This is a genomic window from Rhodococcus sp. D-46, assembly GCF_011290655.1.
In the GTDB taxonomy this organism is placed as follows: Bacteria; Actinomycetota; Actinomycetes; order Mycobacteriales; family Mycobacteriaceae; genus Rhodococcus_F; species Rhodococcus_F qingshengii.
Genome location: NZ_JAANTF010000002.1, coordinates 281,232 through 299,393, shown reverse-complemented (window position 1 = coordinate 299,393; position 18,162 = coordinate 281,232). Strand labels below are relative to the sequence as shown.

At 61.9% G+C, this 18,162-nt stretch carries 16 protein-coding genes; 6 read left to right on the top strand and 10 right to left on the bottom strand.

The window, feature by feature from the left end; genetic code table 11:
* The first annotated feature begins 14 nt into the window (after window positions 1-14).
* Together G9U53_RS06045 and G9U53_RS06040 are read left to right on the top strand one after the other, a co-directional pair.
* Window positions 15-1,139 carry a dihydrodipicolinate reductase gene (locus G9U53_RS06045; protein WP_165638457.1) on the top strand — a complete coding sequence of 375 codons (1,125 nt, stop codon included), beginning with the start codon at window positions 15-17 and terminating at the stop codon, window positions 1,137-1,139.
* Complete coding sequence (locus tag G9U53_RS06040; protein WP_003943220.1) at window positions 1,136-1,615, top strand: carboxymuconolactone decarboxylase family protein; 480 nt, start codon at window positions 1,136-1,138, stop codon at window positions 1,613-1,615. Before G9U53_RS06045 ends, G9U53_RS06040 begins: the two co-directional genes overlap by 4 nt.
* Window position 1,616: 1 nt before the next feature.
* Here the strand turns inward: G9U53_RS06040 and G9U53_RS06035 are convergent, their stop codons facing one another.
* From G9U53_RS06035 to G9U53_RS06010, 6 genes are read right to left on the bottom strand one after another with little or no spacing between them, the layout of a single operon-like run.
* Complete coding sequence (locus tag G9U53_RS06035; protein WP_054781717.1) at window positions 1,617-2,405, bottom strand: SDR family NAD(P)-dependent oxidoreductase; 789 nt, start codon at window positions 2,403-2,405, stop codon at window positions 1,617-1,619.
* Window positions 2,395-4,140, bottom strand: a complete 1,746-nt coding sequence (locus tag G9U53_RS06030; protein ID WP_165638456.1) for a hypothetical protein — start codon at window positions 4,138-4,140, stop codon at window positions 2,395-2,397. The genes G9U53_RS06035 and G9U53_RS06030 overlap by 11 nt, the downstream gene beginning before the upstream one ends.
* On the bottom strand, window positions 4,137-5,798 hold the full coding sequence (locus tag G9U53_RS06025; RefSeq protein ID WP_165638455.1) for a class I adenylate-forming enzyme family protein: 1,662 nt from the start codon (window positions 5,796-5,798) through the stop codon (window positions 4,137-4,139). The genes G9U53_RS06030 and G9U53_RS06025 overlap by 4 nt, the downstream gene beginning before the upstream one ends.
* A 19-nt stretch (window positions 5,799-5,817) precedes the next feature.
* Entirely contained in the window at window positions 5,818-6,858 is a 1,041-nt protein-coding gene (locus G9U53_RS06020; RefSeq protein ID WP_165638454.1) for an NAD(P)-dependent alcohol dehydrogenase, read from the bottom strand.
* A complete protein-coding gene (locus tag G9U53_RS06015) occupies window positions 6,855-8,009 on the bottom strand; it encodes a serine hydrolase domain-containing protein (RefSeq protein WP_165638453.1) in 1,155 nt (384 codons plus the stop codon). The genes G9U53_RS06020 and G9U53_RS06015 overlap by 4 nt, the downstream gene beginning before the upstream one ends.
* Window positions 8,006-9,394, bottom strand: a complete 1,389-nt coding sequence (locus tag G9U53_RS06010; RefSeq protein WP_007730290.1) for an NAD(P)-binding domain-containing protein — start codon at window positions 9,392-9,394, stop codon at window positions 8,006-8,008. Before G9U53_RS06010 ends, G9U53_RS06015 begins: the two co-directional genes overlap by 4 nt.
* Window positions 9,395-9,561: 167 nt before the next feature.
* Here G9U53_RS06010 and G9U53_RS06005 point away from each other — a divergent pair, with 167 nt between their 5' ends.
* Window positions 9,562-10,218 (top strand): TetR/AcrR family transcriptional regulator, encoded by a 657-nt coding sequence (locus G9U53_RS06005; RefSeq protein ID WP_058038401.1) that lies wholly within the window; start codon window positions 9,562-9,564, stop codon window positions 10,216-10,218.
* Window positions 10,219-10,221: 3 nt separating this feature from the next.
* Here G9U53_RS06005 and G9U53_RS06000 read toward each other — a convergent pair whose 3' ends face one another.
* The 3 genes from G9U53_RS06000 to G9U53_RS05990 all read right to left on the bottom strand — a co-directional run bounded on the left by G9U53_RS06000 (window position 10,222) and on the right by G9U53_RS05990 (window position 13,687).
* Window positions 10,222-10,794 (bottom strand): TetR/AcrR family transcriptional regulator, encoded by a 573-nt coding sequence (locus G9U53_RS06000; protein ID WP_007730294.1) that lies wholly within the window; start codon window positions 10,792-10,794, stop codon window positions 10,222-10,224.
* Window positions 10,795-10,830: 36 nt separating this feature from the next.
* Window positions 10,831-11,946: an agmatine deiminase family protein gene (locus tag G9U53_RS05995; protein WP_007730295.1), complete on the bottom strand. Its 1,116-nt coding sequence runs from the start codon at window positions 11,944-11,946 to the stop codon at window positions 10,831-10,833.
* 157 nt (window positions 11,947-12,103) lie between these two features.
* A complete protein-coding gene (locus G9U53_RS05990; RefSeq protein WP_165638452.1) occupies window positions 12,104-13,687 on the bottom strand; it encodes a helix-turn-helix domain-containing protein in 1,584 nt (527 codons plus the stop codon).
* Between the two features lie 173 nt (window positions 13,688-13,860).
* Between G9U53_RS05990 and G9U53_RS05985 the strand changes: the two genes are divergently transcribed.
* Both G9U53_RS05985 and G9U53_RS05980 read left to right on the top strand, forming a co-directional pair.
* Window positions 13,861-14,691, top strand: coding sequence for a siderophore-interacting protein (locus G9U53_RS05985; RefSeq protein WP_165638451.1), 831 nt, complete (start codon window positions 13,861-13,863; stop codon window positions 14,689-14,691).
* Window positions 14,692-14,764: 73 nt separating this feature from the next.
* Window positions 14,765-15,850: an ABC transporter substrate-binding protein gene (locus G9U53_RS05980; RefSeq protein WP_165638450.1), complete on the top strand. Its 1,086-nt coding sequence runs from the start codon at window positions 14,765-14,767 to the stop codon at window positions 15,848-15,850.
* 96 nt (window positions 15,851-15,946) lie between these two features.
* Here the strand turns inward: G9U53_RS05980 and G9U53_RS05975 are convergent, their stop codons facing one another.
* On the bottom strand, window positions 15,947-16,327 hold the full coding sequence (locus G9U53_RS05975) for a hypothetical protein (protein ID WP_050655001.1): 381 nt from the start codon (window positions 16,325-16,327) through the stop codon (window positions 15,947-15,949).
* Window positions 16,328-16,982: 655 nt separating this feature from the next.
* Here G9U53_RS05975 and G9U53_RS05970 point away from each other — a divergent pair.
* On the top strand, window positions 16,983-18,140 hold the full coding sequence (locus tag G9U53_RS05970) for an acetyl-CoA C-acetyltransferase (protein ID WP_165638449.1): 1,158 nt from the start codon (window positions 16,983-16,985) through the stop codon (window positions 18,138-18,140).
* The last annotated feature ends 22 nt before the right edge of the window (window positions 18,141-18,162 follow it).

The window sequence follows — 18,162 nt, the reverse complement described above, 5'->3', positions numbered from 1 at the left end:
GTAATGTCCGATTGATGGGTGCAGTTTCGAATGAAGCCGAGTCCAAGATTCCGACTGTCGTGTGGGGTACCGGCAACGTCGGGCGTGCATCGATTCGCGCTGTGACAGCCAATCCGGCCCTCGAACTTGTCGGCGTCATCGTTGCGAACCCCGAGAAGGTCGGGCGAGACGCCGGTGACCTCGCCGATCTGGGAGTGCACCTGGGCGTCGCGGCTACCGACGACGCCGATGTCGTGCTCGCAGCGTCTCCCGGCGCGGTGGTCTACGCGGCGTCCGGCGACATTCGGCCCGACGACGCGGTTGCCGACATCACGCGGGCACTGGCCGCCGGAGCTGTGGTGGTCACGCCGTCCGTATATGCGCTGTACGACCCGAAATCTGCGCCTCCCGAACTCCGTGATCCCGTCGAAGCTGCTGCCAAGGCGGGCGGCGGGGCTCTGTTCGTCTCCGGTATCGACCCAGGCTGGGGCAACGACATCCTGCCGATTCTCGTCAGCGGGCTCGCGGGGACAATCGACCAGATCCGGTGTCAGGAAATCTTCGACTACACGACCTACGAACAGCCGGATTCTGTCCGCTACCTGATCGGGATGGGTCAGCCGATGGACTACGAACCTCCCATGGTCGCGCCGACCGTACCCACCATGGTCTGGGGCGGGCAGATTCGGCTCATCGCGCGGGCACTCGGGGTGGAACTCGACGAGATCCGCGAGACCTTGCTGCGCCGCCCGCTCGAGGAAACCGTGTCGACCGAACATATGGGGGAGTTCGCGGTCGGCACCCAAGGCGCACTGCGATTCGAGGTTCAGGGAATCGTCGGCGGGGAACCCCTGATCGTGATCGAACACGTCACGCGTATTCATCCGTCCTGTGCCCGCGACTGGCCGCTCCCGCCCGACGGCGGCGACGGCGCGCACAAGGTGATCGTCGAAGGACGACCACGAATCGAGATCAACGTCGAAGCCACCGATGAAGGTGGAAACCGCGCGGCCGGTGGAAATGCCACGGCCGTAGGACGTCTCGTCAACGCAATTCCCTGGCTACGTCAGGCTGAACCCGGTCTTTACGACGCGCTGGACGTTCCGCTCACACCCGGCGTCGGCAAGCTCGGTGCCCGAAACTCGGAGGTACTCACATGAATATCGACATACCCGAAGGCAAGAATCCGATCGGCTACGTGTGGGGAGAGATGGTCCCCGGCATCGGACCCGCGGCCGCCGGGTTCTCCCAAAAGGTCTACACGGACGGCACTCTCGGACTCCGCGAGTTCGAGGCGGCCAGGCTTCGGATCGCTCAGATCAACGGGTGCATCTTCTGTCAGGACTGGCGCACCGAGCGTGACGGCGAGACTGTGGAGTCGACGTTCGATCAGTCTGTCACCGACTGGCGCACCACCGATGCCTTCGACGACAGGACGCGCCTCGCTGCCGAATACGCCGAGAGATACGCCCTCGACCACCACGGGCTCGACGACGAGTTCTGGGAACGTATGACCGCTCACTACTCCCAGCGAGAAATCGTCGAGTTGAGCATGTGCCTCGGATCGTGGTTGGCCTTCGGCCGGCTCAACCACGTCCTCGGCCTCGATACTCAATGTGTGTTGCCCGGCAACTGAACTAGTTGCCCAGCGTCGTCAGATCCGGGTAGTTCGAGACCTCCCAGCCGCCGTCGACGACCAGACTGGTTCCGGTGATGTACGAGGCGTCGTCACTGGCGAGATAGAGGCAGGGGCCCGCGATCTCGTCGGGAGTTGCCGCTCGGGACATGGGGATTCGGCTGAGAAACATGTCGCGGGCGGGTTCGTAGTTCATGACCGGCGCGACCAGTGGCGTGTCGACCAGGCCGGGCAGAACTGCGTTGACCCGGATTCCCGACGCAGCCAGTTCGATCGCGGCATTCTTGCTGAACATCTCGACTCCGGCTTTGCCTGTCGCGTATGCACTCCCGTAGGGGCTCGGCACGTGCGCGTTCAATGAGGACACGTTGACTATCGCACCACCGCGACCGCGCTCTCGGATATGCCGCGCTTCATGTTTGGTGCAGAGGAAGACGCCCTTCTGAACCAGGTCGATCGTGAAATCCCAGTCGGCCTCCTCGAGGTCGACGATCTGCCCCACCCTCGACGCACCGGCAACGTTGAAAGCCAGATCGATACCGCCGAATTCCGCCGCCGCCGCGGCAAGGGCCTCGGCAACATCGGATTCCTTGGTGACGTCAGTGGGAACGGCGAGGAAAGCCCCGCCCTGCTGGGAGGCTATCTCTTTCAAACCCTCTGCAGCGATGTCGATTCCAGCTACCTGTGCGCCTTCGTCGATAAGCCTTAGTGCGATGGCTGCACCGATACCTGATGCTGCTCCAGTGACGACTGCTGTTTTCCCGGCAAATCTGGACGTGTTAATGGGCACCTGCTTTCAAGAACTTTCCGGTTCGGCGGTTGCCGAGAACGGGTGCTGCTTCTCCGTCGCCGAAGACGTACTCGCCGCCGACGAACACTGCGGTGACGGTCTGGTCGTTGCGATTGACCATGCGGGAGAGGTTGTCGTACTCCACAACCGGGCTTTCCGCATAAGTGTCGAGCGAATCGTCGAGATGAGCGGGATCGATCACAACCAGGTCGGCGCGATCACCTAATCGAAGGTGCCCGGCATCGACGTCGTACCACTCGGCGAGTTCACCGGTGAGACGATGCACCGCTGCCTCGACGGTCATGAACGGACGGCCGACCTTTTGGGCATCGTAGACACGTCGTAGTAGTCGTAAGCCGAAGTTGTAGAACGCCATGTTGCGCAAATGCGCTCCGGCGTCGGAGAACCCGAGTTGGACGCCATTGTCCTGGGCGAACTTGTCCAAAACCTCCGGCCGGTGGTTCGAGATGGTTGTGCGCCAACGCACTTTCGTGCCGTGTTCGAGGACCAGATCCAGGAATGCATCGACAGGGTGGAGGCCGCCACGTTCGACGCCGACCTGCCCGAAGCTCTTGCCGACCAGGGATTCGTCGGGGCAGGACACGATCTCGGCGTCGAAGAAATCGCGATGCCAAACTTTGACACCGAACTTCTGGTCGTAGTCCTTGCGGAATTGTCGACGGTAATCCTCGCTCTGCATGAGGACGTTGCGTTCCATCTCGTCGGTCAGATGCAGTGCTGCAGCGCCGGATCCGAACTCCTCGAAGACAACCAGGTCGATGCCGTCGGCATATACCTCGAAGGGAACTGGCAGGTGCTGCCAGCGCAGGTCGCCGCCGAGTCGATTGACCAAGTGTGCCAGTGGGCCGAGTATCACCACGGCCAACTTGTTGGACTTGATGTCGGCCGCCGAAAGCATGCTCGTCTTGAGTCGCTTACGCCAGATACCCGCGCTGGAGAACGCCATCGCTCCGGTACTCATCGGGTTGGAGAGGTCAGGTCCGGCCTGAAATACCCGTTCCCGACGGCGCAGGATCGCATTGAGTCGGCGTCGTTCTTTCGTGGTTGCATACGTCGACGGCAGCGTGCGTGAGCGGCAGGTCTCGCCGTCGAGTTTGTCGAACAACAATTGCTGACTGGACATCCCGACGAATCCTGCGTCGAGAGCTTCGGTCAACTGTGCTTCCATCGACGCGAGTTCGGCGTCTGTGGGATGGACATCCTTCCTGGTAGCACGATCCAGTCCCATCTCGGCGGCCCGCATATCGGAGTGTCCGATGAAGGCTGCAACGTTGGGACCTAGCGGAAGCGCCTCTAGTGCAGCAACATACTCGCTCGCAGAGTTCCAGGTCTTGGCACGGTTGAGTGCGTCGACGACGTGCTTACGCGGAATTGCCTCTACTCTGCCGAAGAGATCACCCGCGTCGGAGGGGCTGGCGTGAATGGTGGACAGGGAACACGATCCGACAAAGATCGACGTGACCCCGTGTCTGAGAGATTCGCTCAGCGCCGGGCCTTCGAGGATCTCGACGTCGTAGTGAGTGTGGATGTCCACGATGCCCGGGATCACCCACTTGCGCCTGGCGTCGATGACACGGGGACAGTTGGTTTCGTCGAGTGGATCGAGGGAGATGGCAGTAACCAACCCATCGCGGATACCCAGATTGCGGACAGCTGGTTTGGCCCCGGTGCCGTCGAACCACAGACCGTTGTTGATCACGGCGTCGTAGGTCATGAGAGAACCACCTTTGCACGTATCGTTTTTCCGGTTGCATTGCGGGGCAGAGGAGTTGTGCTCAGTTTCCACTTCACCGGCACCTTGAAGTAAGCCAGTCGTTCGGCGACGTAGTCGCGTAGTTCTTCTTCGCCGGCGGCTCCCTCACTCCGCAAAACGACGACGGCTGCAACTTCTTGGCCGAGGTCTGCCGAATCAATGCCGATCACAGCGCATTCGAGTACGGCGGGATGCTCGTCGATGGTCTGCTCGATTTCGAGAGGGTAGACGTTCTCGCCGCCGCGCAGGATCAGGTCGGATCGGCGACCCGTCAGGCGGAGTCGGCCGTCCTCGAATACTCCGAAGTCGCCGGTTCGGAGCCATCGATCAGGACCGATAGCGGCTGCAGTCGCGGTCTCGTCGTTCCAGTACCCCAACATCACATAGGCGCTGCGCGCGCAGATCTCACCTTCCTCGCCGTCGGGGACTGCAACACCGAAGGGGTCGCGCACCTCCACGCTCACCCCGATGATCGGCCGGCCGAGAGTTCCGGGGAACGCGGCAAGTTCCGGTGGTGTGGCAACTGAAATGCCGGTGGAGGATTCGGTGAGCCCGTAGCTGTCGACCAAGGTGTGCTGCGCAAAAGGCAGTCGTGCGCGCAGTCGGTCCTGCAAGGCCGGAGATGACGGCGCAGACGCGAGCGCAAAGGCGCTCAGTGAGGTCAGGTCGTACTTCTCGAGACTGCCGTACTCGAGGAGACGGGTTGCCATGGTGGGGACCACCGCCCAGTTTGTGACCTTCTCGCGTTCGACGAGGGAAAGGACTTCGTCGACGTCGAAGGCGCCCTGATGGATGACCACCGCTCCGCCCGTCGCGAGTCGTGGGATCGCCAGGTTATGCAGGCTTGCAATGTGAAACAGCGGCGCGGTCAGCAGATACCGCAAGTCACTCGGTCGGCCGTCGCTGGTTTTTCCGGTGAACGCCGCAGCGAGGCGATCGCTGTAGCGGTGGTAGTCGATGACGGCCAACACGTTTCGGTGACTGTGAACAGCCCCCTTGGGGCGGCCACTGGTTCCGCTCGTGTACAGGATGACGGCCGGATCGTCCTCGTTGACGGAAGTACGGGGCAGTGTCGATCCCGAATACTTCTCCATCAAGGTAGGTAGATCTTCTTCCATCGTGAGTACGGGAACATCGGTGTTCAGTTCGGAAAGAATCTGCGCGCGTTTGGCGTCGGCGATCACCACTGTGGGGGTGGTGTGATCGATGCCGTACGCCACCTCGCGGGCCACCCACCACGAGTTGAATCCGACGGCGATGGCACCGAGGGACTGAGCCGCCCAGAAGGTCATCACCCATTCCGGCGTATTGGCAGCAAGTATGCCGACCCGATCACCCTTGCGGACGCCGTACCGCTCGCGGAGCGCCGTCGCCAATGCTGCTACGGCCTCGCCGTGCTCGAGGTAGCTGAAGCGTCGGTCCTTGGTCACCAGATAGTCGCGTGATCCGTAGTCGAAGGATGCAGCGAGCACGTCGCCGAGTGCCTTGTCACGGTTCTTCATGACGGGCATCGAACTGCCCAGTACATCCTCGACTTGCATCTCGAAAGGACCACCGGGGCCGGTCAGCCCGGCCATGACGGACGCGATGAATGCTTGTGTATCAGCGGAAGTAGTCACGTGAAGTGCCTTTCGAAGATTAGGGTACGAGCACTGCGCGTCCGGTGACCTTGCCGTGTTCGAGACGGTCGAGTGCGTCGCGGGCATCAGCGAGGTCGAAGCGGGCTACTTCTACGGTTACCAGACCGGCCTGTGCCAGGGCGATGGAATCGGCGAGGTCGTTTCTGGTGCCGCCGTACGACTTCCGGATCGATGCGCCCCACGGCCAGCCTGGTCCGCCGGCAGCTTCGGCAGTGATTCCGGGGTTTCCGCCTCCGAGACCTACCATGCGATACGCGCCGTTCGGCGCAACCGCTTGAACGGACATCTGTGCAGTTGCGTCGATGCCGACGAAGTCGAAGATGACTTCTGCGCCTCTGGCCGATGTGAGGTCGAGGATGTGCTGCGCGGTGTCCGGTCCCGATTCGAGCGTGATGTCGGCGCCGCAACGTTTGGCGAGATCGAGTTGATCCTGTCCGACATCGACGGCGATGATGCGCACGGCACTGATTGCGCGAAGTATCTGTACTGCAACGTGACCGAGTCCGCCGACGCCGATCACGACGGCGGTGGCACCGGGCTGGAGATGTTCGCGGGCACCGCGAATGGCGTGGTAGCTCGTCAGTGCCGCATCGGCGAGAGGTGCGGCCTGCAGGAAGTCGAGGTCTCCGATGGGTACGAATGAGCGAGCCGGGATCTTGACGTACTCGGCCATCCCGCCTTCGGGACCAAGCCCGGGGCAGGGCGGCATCGCGGTGCGTCCAGCGGCGAGGCACATATTCTCGTTGCCGCTCATGCATTCTCGGCACTGTCCACATGACCAACAGAGGTAGACGACGCCACGCTCTCCGACGGAACGGCCGTCGACGCCACTCCCGACGGCTTCGATCGTTCCGGCAATTTCGTGGCCGATAGTCAGCGGTTCTTCGCGCATCTTGTACGGAAAGTGCAGGAGATGGAGATCGGAGTGGCAGATTCCCGCTGCGCCAACTCGAATCAGTAGTTCCGACGGGCCGATCTCCGGGACCGGCACGTCGTTGATTTCCAGGAGCCCGGGCCCCATGAGCTGGGCTGCCTTCATGAGCTGACCTCGCTGACCTCGGAGTTGTATGCGGCGCTCAGGTACGCGTTGCTGCGGTCGGATCCGATCAGACCCGGTGCCATCTTGTTCATGACGTAGGCGAAGGTCATCCGTCGGTCCAGATCGTTGACCAGCATCGAGCCGCCGATACCTGCCCACCAGCAGGTGCGTCCGTCGGGAATCAGTGGCGCGGTTACCGGATGTGGCAGTCCGTAGCCGATGCCGAACTTGAGTGGTGTCATGATCCCGAGATCGATACCGTCGGCTTGGATCTCGAAGATCAGGTCGATGGTGCTCTGCGAGAGCAGCTTCCGGCCGTCGAGCACACCACCGTTCGAGATCAGGGATTGGACCCGAGCGATAGAACGTGCGTTGCCGTGGCCGTTGACTGCGCCGATCTCGGCTTCCCGCCAGGGTGCGGTGTTGACCTCGGGGTAGTTGAGCAGTGGGCAGGTCAGGGTCTTGATGAAGATGCTGTCCTGGTCGAGCGTGGACAGGTCGAACTCCAACGCGGGCGGGGGAACCATGGTGGCGATTCGACCGAAATGCTCTGCGGACGTGCCGATATGGAAGTCGGCTCCCAGTGGACCGGAAAGCTCTTCGGCAAAGAACCTGCCGAGAGTTCGCCCGTCGATGCGACGAATGACCTCACCGACGAGATGGCCGTAGTTGATCGCGTGATAGCCCGACGCCGTACCCGGGGTCCACCAAGGCTTCTGGGTAGCGAGGCGAGCGGTGGACGCCTCGAGGTCGTAGATGTCCGTCAGTTCGATCGGGCGCTCCCAACCGGAGACGCCAGACGTATGCGACAGGAGGTGGCGAACTTCGATGTCTTCCTTACCGTTTGCCGCAAATTCGGGCCAGTAGTGAGCAACTTTCTGGTACACGTCCAATTGGCCGCGTTCGACCAGCAGGAGCGCACACAGGGCCGTCATGGTCTTGGTGATGGAGAACGTGTTGACGATGGTGTCGCTGCCCCATGGAGTGGTACGGGATTCGTCGGCGTACCCGCCCCAGAGATCGACCACGGATTCTCCGTCGACGGTGATGGCAACGGAGCCGCCGAGTTCTTCACCGGATTCGAGTTGAGCCTCGAAAGCCGCTCGGACGGCGTCGAACTCGTTGTCGCAGTGACCGTTCACCAGACTCATGCGCGATCCGCCTTCTCGAGTTCGTGTGCTGCTGCACGCGCGGCAACAGGTAGCTTGTTTCCGGAGGCCGCAGCACGCTTGGTGCCCTTGGCGATTTCCTTGTTCATGTTGCGGACGTAGGGATCGAACTCGAGCTGGATGGTGTGCCGCGGCGACTTGTAATAGGGGGCGAGGAAGTACGCCTCGTCGGCCTTGGTGATCTCCTGCATCTCGTTCGCAGACGGCAGTTGGTATTTACCGGTGAGGTAGGCCGCGACGAGCTTGCTCTGCTGCTCGGCGAAGTTGACGAGTGTCGGCATGGGCTGCGCCAGTCCCATGAAGAAGAGGTTGTCGATGCCGGGCTTCATCATTCGTTTGAACAGTGGGAATCGGTTGTCTTTGTCCGGCAGCAGATTCGGATCGCTGAAGAAAGGGAAGCTGATGTTGTAGCCGGTGGCGCAGATGACCACGTCGACGTCCTCGGCGGTGCCGTCCGCGAAGTGAACCTGCTTTCCGTCGAGTTTGGTGATGGCAGGCTTGAAGGTTATGTCGCCTGACCCGGCGCGTCCGAGGAACTCGCCGCTGGCCGACGGGTGGGCCTCGAAGGGGCGGTGGTCCGGCTTCGGCAGACCGTAGCCTTCCATCGTTCCCAGATTCTTGCCGAGGAATCGACGACTCAGGAACAGTCGTAGACCACGCGGCATCCAGGGCGGGGTGATCAGTTTGTCGCCGGGTACACCGCCGAGATATTTCGGCAGTACCCAGACTCCACGGCGAGCCGACACGATGAGCTTGTCGGCGAGGTATCTCTGGCCCAGTTCGGAGGCAATATCCAAGCCGGAGTTGCCCATTCCGACCACGACTACCTTTTTGCCGCGCATGTCGACCGGGTCGAACGGGTCGTTGTAGCTGTGGCTGTGCATGAGGACCCCGTCGAACTCACCTGGGTAGTCCGGGATGTTGGGATCCCAATGATGTCCGTTGCAGACCATCAGGACGTCGTAGGTGCGAACTTCGCCGTCCGAGCGCGTGATGGTCCACAGCCCGTCTGTATCACGTTCTGCTGCAACAACACTGGTGTTGAAGATGATCGACTCACGCAGTCCGAAGTGCTCGACGTAGTCCTTGAAGTACTGGAAGAGTTCGGAGTGGTGCGGGAAGTCGGGAAGGTCAGCGGAGACCGGGAAGTCCTCGAATGCCAAGCGCCACTTCGACGTGTCGATATGCAGGCTCTGGTAGCAGGCCGACATCCCGTTGGGATTCTTGTAGTACCAGTTTCCGCCGACCTCGTCGGACGCTTCGTAGCAGTCGAAGGGTATTCCGAATTCCTTCATTCGCTTGGCCGTCGTGATTCCGGTAGGCCCGGCGCCGATGATGCACACGCTCGGCAAGGGGGAGGGGCTCATTCGCCATCGCTTTCTGTTCTGTCTCGGGCGTGCGAGAAGAAGAATCGAAGCCCGAGAAGTGACTTGAGTCATAGTGCGCCATTCGCTGACGTTGTGTCAATGAATGACGCAATGTTTTTTGGTGACGGCGAGTCGGTGATTTGCCAGGAGGTTGAAATGCGAGCAAGGTGGGCGACGTGAGCACGACTACGGACGGCCCGAAGAACAGGCGGGGAACACTTCGCGACGAGCAGAAACGCGCGACGCGGGCCAAACTCGTGGACGCCGCACGCACTCTGTTCGAGGAACGGGGATACGCGGCTGTCACGGTCGACGACATCGCCTCGGTCGTCGGATGCAGTCGAGCCACGTTCTACGTGCATTTCGCCAGCAAGGTGGAGATGCTCAAGACGATCGGCGCGGCCGGGATGGCGGCGAGTGCGTTCGCTTTCTACATCGATCTCGATCGGGTTCTCGACACGAACTCTCGCGTGGAATTCACGGCTTGGCTGGAGCGTGCCTTCGACTGGTTCGACGAGAACAAACGCCTGCTGCCGGCCTGGGACGAGGCCGTGGCACTCGAACCGGAGTTCCGCGAGACAGCGCGAGACGGTATGACCCAACTACCGAATGCCATGCCCAAGTACCTGGGCCGTTGGCCGGAGGAACAGCACGACGAGGCACGGTTGCGCGTCGAACTGCTCGTGAGTCAGTTGGAGCGATTCTTCACACGCTGGGCCGTGCAGGGGACAATCGATGTGACGCGGATTCAGGCCGCCGAAGTTCTGACCGACATCTGGTTCCCGGCTCTGTCTCCGGAATCGAAGGGCGTCGGCGAGCGGTAGAGGCTAGCTCGGATCGATCTCCACACTGATCGCGCCGGTCAGCAGTTCTCTGGCTCGTTCGATGGGGATCGAGCCGCTCAGCCAGCGCTCACTCAAACCCTCGACCAGGGCGGTGAGTCGCTCGGCGGCGTCGGCCGGGCTTGCCTTCGGGTCAGCGAGTCCGGCGTCCTGCGCTTGGCGGATCAAAGATTCGACGTCGTCTGCCCACTCTTGCGTCGTGGTGCGTAGCGGTTCGCGCAGTTCGTCGGCGAAGACTGCGCTTGCTCGGAGTTCACCCCAGGCGATGCTGTTCTCTCGAATCTTCGGGGCATTCTGAAACTCCAGCAGGAGCATCTGCTCGAGCTGCGCACGAGGGTCTGTCTCCGTGAAGGCACTTTCGGTGTACAGCGCGGCGCGATCGTTGATGTGATCGAGGGCCCGGCGCAGCACACCTGCACGGTTCTGGAAGTGGTAGTAGATGAGTGCCGTCGACACTCCGGCCTCGGCAGCGAGCGTCTCCACCCTCAGCCCGCGTACGCCGTGTTGGGCAATGACGCGGACTGCTGCTTCCAAGATTTGCGTTTGGCGGTTCGACACGAGTCCGAATTCTACGAGGGTGGTCGGGACAGGTTTCTAGTCCGCGGGTTCCTGCTGGGTGGTGCAGTGAATGCCGCCACCACCCGCGGCGATGGCGTCGATGTTGATCTGCACGACACGGCGGTCGGGGAAGAGGCGCTCCAATTCACTTCTGGCGGCCTGGTCGGCCTCGGGGTCACCGAACTCGGGTGCGATGACCGCCCCATTGCATACGTAGAAGTTGATATATCCGGCTGCGAAATCGTCCGATTCGAAGTCGGGCCTGATCGCGACCGGCGCCTCGAGGACCACCACTTCCAGCTTCCGTCCCTGTGCGTCGGTCGCGTTCTGGAGAATCTCGAGGTGACGTGCGGTCACGTCGTGGTCGAACGACTCCGGGTCTGTGTCGAGGCCTGCGACCACGACACCTGGGCGTGCGAAACGGGCGTAGAAGTCCGTGTGGCCGTCCGTGATGTCCTTGCCGGCGATTCCCGGTAGCCAGATGATCTTGTCGAGACCGAGCAGGGGGCCGAGTTCGGCCTCGACGTCCGACTTCGACCATCCCGGGTTGCGGTTGTTGTTGAGTACACAGCTTTCGGTGATGATGGCTGTGCCTTCGCCGTCGACCTCGATGCCGCCGCCTTCGAGGATCAGGTCGGTAGGCAATGATTCGACTCCCGCACGGGCGGCAACGAAGGCTGCGACCTGGCCGTCCTGATCAAAATCCTGCTTCTCGCCCCAGCCGTTGAAGTTGAAATCGATACCCGCTTTGGTCCCGTTGCCTTTCACGAATACAGGGCCGGTGTCGCGCATCCAGAGATCGTCGAGAGGCGCGGCGATCAGTTCGACCGATGGGCCGACGAGGGAGCGAGCCAAGTCCAGTTGCTCGGAACGAACAAGCATCGAGACGGGCTCGAACTGCGCGATGGTCTGCGCGATCGTCGCGAGGTTGCGCTGGACCTCGGGCAGGAGGGCTGCTCCCCAGATCGCTTCGCTGGCACCGAACGCCATCCAGGTGCGCTTGTGCGGATCCCCCTCTTCAGGCATCACCCACTCGCGAAGATCGTTGCTGCCATCGCTCCCGCGCGAGGCTGAGTCGGAATCGCCGCAACCTGCCAAAAAGAGGCCACTGAGCGCAGCGGCGCCTGCCTGAATGAACCGACGTCTTTGCATTTCGGTGACTCCTTGTGCTGTGTGCGTGCGCGCCCGGTCCGCGTCCTGCTTGCATGGAGCGTAAACCTTGACTGAAAATTTAGTCAAGGAAGTAGTGCCAGTTCGAGACCGTTTCGGCGGGCGACACGACGGATCGAAGGACTCATCCGTCGGAAGGTCACGAGTCGATGAGTCCTTCGACCGTTCCCCGCCATCCACGGCGCTGGTAGTCCCGGGGCGACATGCCGTGGGCACCGATGAAGACCTTGGTGAATCCGGACGCGTGCGCGTAGCCGAGTCGACGGGCGGTCTCTCCGGCCGAGAAGCCCTCCTCGAGATAAGCGCGGGCGAGGGTCATCCGCAACTGACCGCGCCAGCGCGGGAAGCTCTGGCCGGTGGCCGCTACGAAGCGTTTGTGGAGCAGGCCCTCGTCGACGCCGAGTCGAGCGCTCCACTCCGGCAGCGTGCGCGAATCGGTGGGGTCCGCGCGGAGTGCGGTAAGGATCGTTTCGACAGGATCGGTTCGGCCGCCGGGTGTCCGCGTCGCCGCGCTGTTTCGGATCAGCCTCGAGATCCTCGCTGGGTCATGGATTTCGGGGCGCAGAAGGGTGTAATTCGCAACGACCGTGTTTAACAGATACGCCTCCGCTTCGCGCGCGAAGTGCAGCACTCGTGGCGGCGGTGCAGTGACGGGAGAGTCGCCAGGCTGGGATCCGAGCGGAAGTAGAAGCGAACCCTCCGCGATCTCGACGCTGTTGCGTACTCCCGCGGGAAGCCACATCGCGTCGCCCCGCCTCAGATTCCAGGTTCGGTCGCCGAAAGTGACCCGGGCGGAGCCTCGGTAGATCCAGACGATGACGTGAAAGTTGTTGACCCTGGCCCACGTTCCGCTTGCGGGAATCGTCGGCGGTATCGGCGCCGAGCCTGAGTGGGCGCCTTCCTCGGACAAGAGTGCGACGCTCTGTGCCAAGGTCTCGTTCTCATGGATCGGCGCTGAGCCTTGGTTTGCACGTGTGTAGTCACTGGGTGTCACACCGGTGTGTTCACGGAAGGCACGGGTGAATCCCGCGGGCGTCGCGAATCCGACCTGCCCACCCGTCCATCCGATTTCGCGGCCGGAGTTCAGGTATGCGATTGCTGCCGCGATCCGGGCCGAGGTGCGCCAACGCGCGAAAGGCAACCCCGTCTCCTCCGTGAATCGGCGCTGCAGGGTGCGGACGCCGATCTTGAGTTGCCGGGCGAACTGGGAAAGCTCCGTGTCGTCGGCTGGCGTCCGTAGAAGCGTGCGAGCGATCTCGAGGGTCTCGGCCGAGCGTGGCAAATTCGGTGGGGCGTACGACACCGAAGCGTCGGCGTCGTTGGAATGGGCCCCCGCGACAAGCTCGAGTAGTCCGGCCCCCACAGTCGCCCCACCGCGCAGAAATCCCAAGTTGTGCGCGAACTGGTGGACGAGCCAGTCCTGCCAGGCTGCCGGGATCTCGAAATCGATGATCCGGTTCAACGTGGGCGGCAGGTCGGCAGCGGGCATCGGAATGGGAAACGCGACCGCTCCCGGGTCGACTCGGATGCTGTAGGCGATTCCCGCGGGCACCCAGGTTGCCGCCCCAGCGGTCACGCTGCGGGTGCGGTCGCCAATCTGTAGTTCCGCGTGTCCGGTGTGTACCCAGAAGAGCAGTGGCTCACGTGCATTCGCGATCAAGGAGAGTCGGGACGCGGGGATCTCGGGGACTTCGCCCGCGGAGAACACCAACCGTGGTCCCACGTATGCCCTCCCGATTCAGATGCTTTCTCACGCAGCCACCGATGAGTGTAAGAAGTCGGCACGCACGGATAACCGTAGCCGATTAGGGGAGGCTAGCTTTATTCAATGGCCCTTCCGCCGTGATCGAGCGTGGGTCGAACCCCCCCGTCTGTGCGCTTCCGAGGAGTCTTTCCGTGCCCCGAAACACCCGTCCGACAACGGCGTACTCAGTCACCTTGCGTGAACTCGAGGTACGTCGGGTGACAGACGTGACGCCGGGCATGCGGAGAGTGACGCTCACCGGAGCGCAGCTCGACACCTTCACAAACGCCGACGGCTTTGCCGAGCCCGCCTTCGTCAGCACCGGCTTCGACGACGACCTCCGATTGTTGTTCGCCTATCCTGGCGAAACCGATCCGGTCTTGCCGGTGATAGTCGACGGCACTGTGACTTTCGCAGCGGGACGCCGTCCACTTGCCCGCGCGTACACCGTGCGCCGTTACGATCCGCGAACAAGTGAACTCGACGTCGATTTCGTCGTTCACGGCGGTGGAGTTGCTACCACCTGGGCGCGCGACGCCGGCCCGGGCGACCGAATGCACATCGCGGGTCCCTCTGTATCGCAGGGACTCCCGGAAGATTGCGAGTATCTGCTCGTCGTCGGTGACGAGACGGCGCTACCTGCGATCGCACGTCTGCTCGAGGAATTGCCTGCCGATGCCAGGGGGCATGTGTTCGTCGAAATTGCGGACTCGGCTCACATTCAATCGGTGCGCGAGTTGCCCGGGGTGAGTGTCACGTGGTTGCCACGCGAGGGGGCGGAGCCCGGCACTAATTCTTTGTTGCTCGACGCGGTCAGTGCAGTCGAATGGCCTGACGGACGCGTATTCGCTTGGCTTGCAGGCGAACAGGCGACGATTCGCTCGCTTCGGCGTCATTTGATTCGTGATCGAGGAATTGCGAAGACCGACATCGATTTCACCGGCTACTGGAAACGCGGCGGGGCCGTGCGTGCAGATTCCTGACCTGGCTCCATCGCTCACTCAACACCTTCACCGCAGCAACACCGAAAGTGTTCGATAACACCGAAAGGCAGAAATGACAGTCCTGCGCACCAGACGATCACGGATCACCGGACTGATCGGGGCCGTGCTCGCCGCAGCGCTCCTCGTAACCGGGTGCTCGGCCTCGGCCGAAAACTCGAAAACGGCGTCCACTCCCGGTTCGGAGGGGAACGCCCTTCCCGCTGCGGAAGGAACGACTACTTACCCGCTGACCCTGGAATCGCCATATGGTACAAGTATTCTCGAGAAGCGCCCGGAGCGGGTTGCCGCAATCGTCCCCAATGCCGTCGACACGGAAATGCTCCTCGCGCTCGGCGTCAAACCCGTTCTCTCCTCGTCGATGGTCAAGGAGTCGGCTTCCCAGTCGTACTTGCTGCCTTACGGCGCAGAGGATCTCGACACCTTCGAGTTCGCGATGGGCGGCACACTTCCCGTCGAAGCGATCGCCGCGAGCGAACCTGACCTCATCGTCGCCGTCGGCTGGGCCGACGGCCTGGGTGGTTTGTCGATGGGCGATTACTACGAACGTTTGTCCTCCATCGCACCGGTGGTGACGAGCCCCGACACGAAGTCGCGGATGCTCGTGCCGTGGAAGGAATCGATCCGCGTACTCGGCGAGACACTCGACCTCTCGAAGGCAGCCGAAATGATCGTGGCGGACCATGATCGGTATTTTGCGAAGGTGCGTCAGGAGAACCCTGAACTCACTGGCCTGACCGCAACCTGGGCGATCTTCTACGGAACCGGCAATGGGCTGCAGTACCTTTCAGCGCCCGATTCGGCTCCGGCAACTTTCTTGGGCGAGCTCGGTTTTGCCGAGAACCCGCGTGCACAGGAGTTCGTCACCCAAAGCACTGTCGGCGAGGAACTTCTCGAGAACATCGATGCGGACTTCCTGCTGATCGGCCGCAGTGCCGCCGGCAGCGAGGAGGATTTCGACAAGCTGACCGGCGGGAAGCTCTTCCAAGCGCTGGGAGCGGTGTCCTCCGGTCGTTGGGTCGCTCTGCCTCCTCGCACCGCCGACGGTGGCGACGTTCTGTGGGCAATCACGAGCGGTGGCCCGATCGGAACGATGTGGGCGGCTGAACATATCGTGCCGCTCATCAGCGCGAAGCTGTAGGCGTACAACTGGAGAACGGAAAGCCCTCACCCGTCGCCACACGATTGTGTGGCGACGGGTCGTTCGTACAGCAGGTGTCCCGGGTTTGAGGGTTGCCTATGGGACGAAGAAGGTTGCGAAACCCGGGGTGACAGGTCCGGCGGCAGGCAATATGGCGACGGCAACTTGCCCGGCTCCAGTCTGCAGGGTTGCCTCTCCCGGGGTTCCTTGGTTGTCGCCAGAAAGCCGACCGGAGCCGGAGGCTCCTGTCGAGAGGTTCATCCAGCGCACTTCCGTCGAAAGCATGCAACCCCACCGCTCGTCTTTGGCGCCGGTGATCGTCACCGTGCCAGGTTGTTCGCCGACTACCGCCACACAGTGGACAGGGGGTGCGTCGAAGCTGCCGTTTGGGTTCCCGAACGGCGCCGGGTTGATTTGGAACGGAACGGTGACCGCAGCGGAGGCAACGGCTGCGGGCGCGAGAACCGAAACGGCCACTATGGATACGCAGGCAGATAGTCGGCGTACGAGATTCGTCACGGTAACCTCCGGTAATCGAAGACGGTGTGGTGCCCATGCTCTACCCGGAGCGCAATTACCGCAAGGGGATCCAGTTTTCGAGCCAGCAGCGGTTCATGAATCGCTGAGTGCGTGACCGTTTGTAGAATCGTTGTCCTGCAACGCGTATCGGTATACGAAGCCTGTATTGGGCGGTGAATAGCCCAATCGTGCTGGGCTCCAACGAAAGTACTAACTTTCCAGCCATCGGCCAGCCGGCTTGCGGTGTAGCTCGACAAAGCTGGTGTTGTTCGCAAGGCGGGCTGAACGATTTCTCAGGGAAGGCAATGGATATGGATGATGCGCTCGTTCCGCTCGAAGATGCACTCCCGCAGCTGTTCTCGCATCTTTCGCCGTTTCACGCTGGCGTGAGGGGTCTGCGGCGTGGGCAGCCAAGCCGCGTTTGGGGGGTCGAGCCTCGAACTGTCGAATGATTGCGACAGCAGTGGATTTCGTTGGATAGAAGTGCGGAGACCAATCCTGTGGTGGTGGCTGCGGGTCTCGAAATCACGTTTCATCTACCAAACAAATGCTTGATCGCTAGAGTGTGTGCGACATCGAAAGCCCGACAAAGCTCGATTTCGAAGGAGTTCGTATGGTTGCACCTCAGGCTTATGTCGTCGATGCGCTCCGCACTCCGGTGGGTAAACGGCACGGCTCGCTCGCAGGAGAGCACCCAGCGGACATGGGGGCCCACGTGATCACATCGATTCTCGACCGCACTCGACTGGACCCGATGGCCGTCGACGATGTGATCTTCGGTTGTGTCGACGCTATCGGGCCGCAATCGGGCAACATTGCCCGCACCGCCTGGCTTTCAGCAGGCCTACCGTTGGACATCCCAGGAACGACAGTCGACAGACAATGCGGATCTTCACAGCAAGCCGTCCACTTCGCAGCGCAAGCGGTCATGAGCGGGACCCAAGATGTGGTGCTTGTCGGCGGTGTGCAGAACATGTCCTCGATTCCTATCTCGGCGGCAATGTGTGCCGGCAACGAGTACGGATTCGACACGCCCTTCAGCAAGTCCCGGGGGTGGGCAGCACGATTCGGCGAGGCCGAAATCTCACAGTTCGTCGGCGCCGACCTGATTGCCAAGAAATGGGGTATCAGCCGTGAAGACATGGAGGAGTGGGCACTGCAATCGCATCAGCGTGCCCGTGCTGCCATCACAGACGGCCGATTCGAGCGTGAGACAGTGTCATTGGGCCAATGCGTCGTTGACGAATGCCCACGAGAGACATCCATGGAGCAGATGGCTGCACTGCCCGCATTGAGGGATGGCTCGTTGCTGACGGCTGCTGTGGCTTCGCAGATCTGTGACGGCGCATCAGCGGCCCTGATCGTCTCCGAGAAGGCGCTCGAGGTTCATGGATTGAAGCCACGTGCGCGCATTCATCATATGAGCGTGCGCGGCGACGATCCGATGCTGCAGCTCTCGGCGCCGATACCCGCGACGAAGTATGCACTGGCGAAATCCGGCATGGCGATCGGCCAGATGGATACCGTAGAAATGAACGAGGCATTCGCTTCGGTAGTTCTGAGCTGGTTGATCGAGACGGGTGCAGATCCCTCCCGGGTCAATCCCAACGGTGGTGGAATCGCACTGGGCCACCCTCTTGGGGCCACTGGCACCAAGTTGTTCGCCACGATGTTGCACGAGTTGGACCGCATTGATGGACGGTACGGACTCCAAACCATGTGTGAGGGTGGTGGGACCGCGAACGTCACCATCATCGAGCGGCTGAGCTGAAATCGCCGACTGCGGTCATCAC

What these genes read in the sequence shown, in the direction of transcription:
- G9U53_RS06045 (WP_165638457.1), top strand. Translation starts at nt 15, where the DNA reads ATGGGTGCAGTTTCGAATGAAGCCGAGTCCAAGATTCCGACTGTCGTG.
- G9U53_RS06040 (WP_003943220.1), top strand. Translation starts at nt 1,136, where the DNA reads ATGAATATCGACATACCCGAAGGCAAGAATCCGATCGGCTACGTGTGG.
- G9U53_RS06030 (WP_165638456.1), bottom strand. Translation starts at nt 4,140, where the DNA reads ATGACCTACGACGCCGTGATCAACAACGGTCTGTGGTTCGACGGCACC.
- G9U53_RS06020 (WP_165638454.1), bottom strand. Translation starts at nt 6,858, where the DNA reads ATGAAGGCAGCCCAGCTCATGGGGCCCGGGCTCCTGGAAATCAACGAC.
- G9U53_RS06015 (WP_165638453.1), bottom strand. Translation starts at nt 8,009, where the DNA reads ATGAGTCTGGTGAACGGTCACTGCGACAACGAGTTCGACGCCGTCCGA.
- G9U53_RS06010 (WP_007730290.1), bottom strand. Translation starts at nt 9,394, where the DNA reads ATGAGCCCCTCCCCCTTGCCGAGCGTGTGCATCATCGGCGCCGGGCCT.
- G9U53_RS05995 (WP_007730295.1), bottom strand. Translation starts at nt 11,946, where the DNA reads ATGCAAAGACGTCGGTTCATTCAGGCAGGCGCCGCTGCGCTCAGTGGC.
- G9U53_RS05980 (WP_165638450.1), top strand. Translation starts at nt 14,765, where the DNA reads ATGACAGTCCTGCGCACCAGACGATCACGGATCACCGGACTGATCGGG.
- G9U53_RS05970 (WP_165638449.1), top strand. Translation starts at nt 16,983, where the DNA reads ATGGTTGCACCTCAGGCTTATGTCGTCGATGCGCTCCGCACTCCGGTG.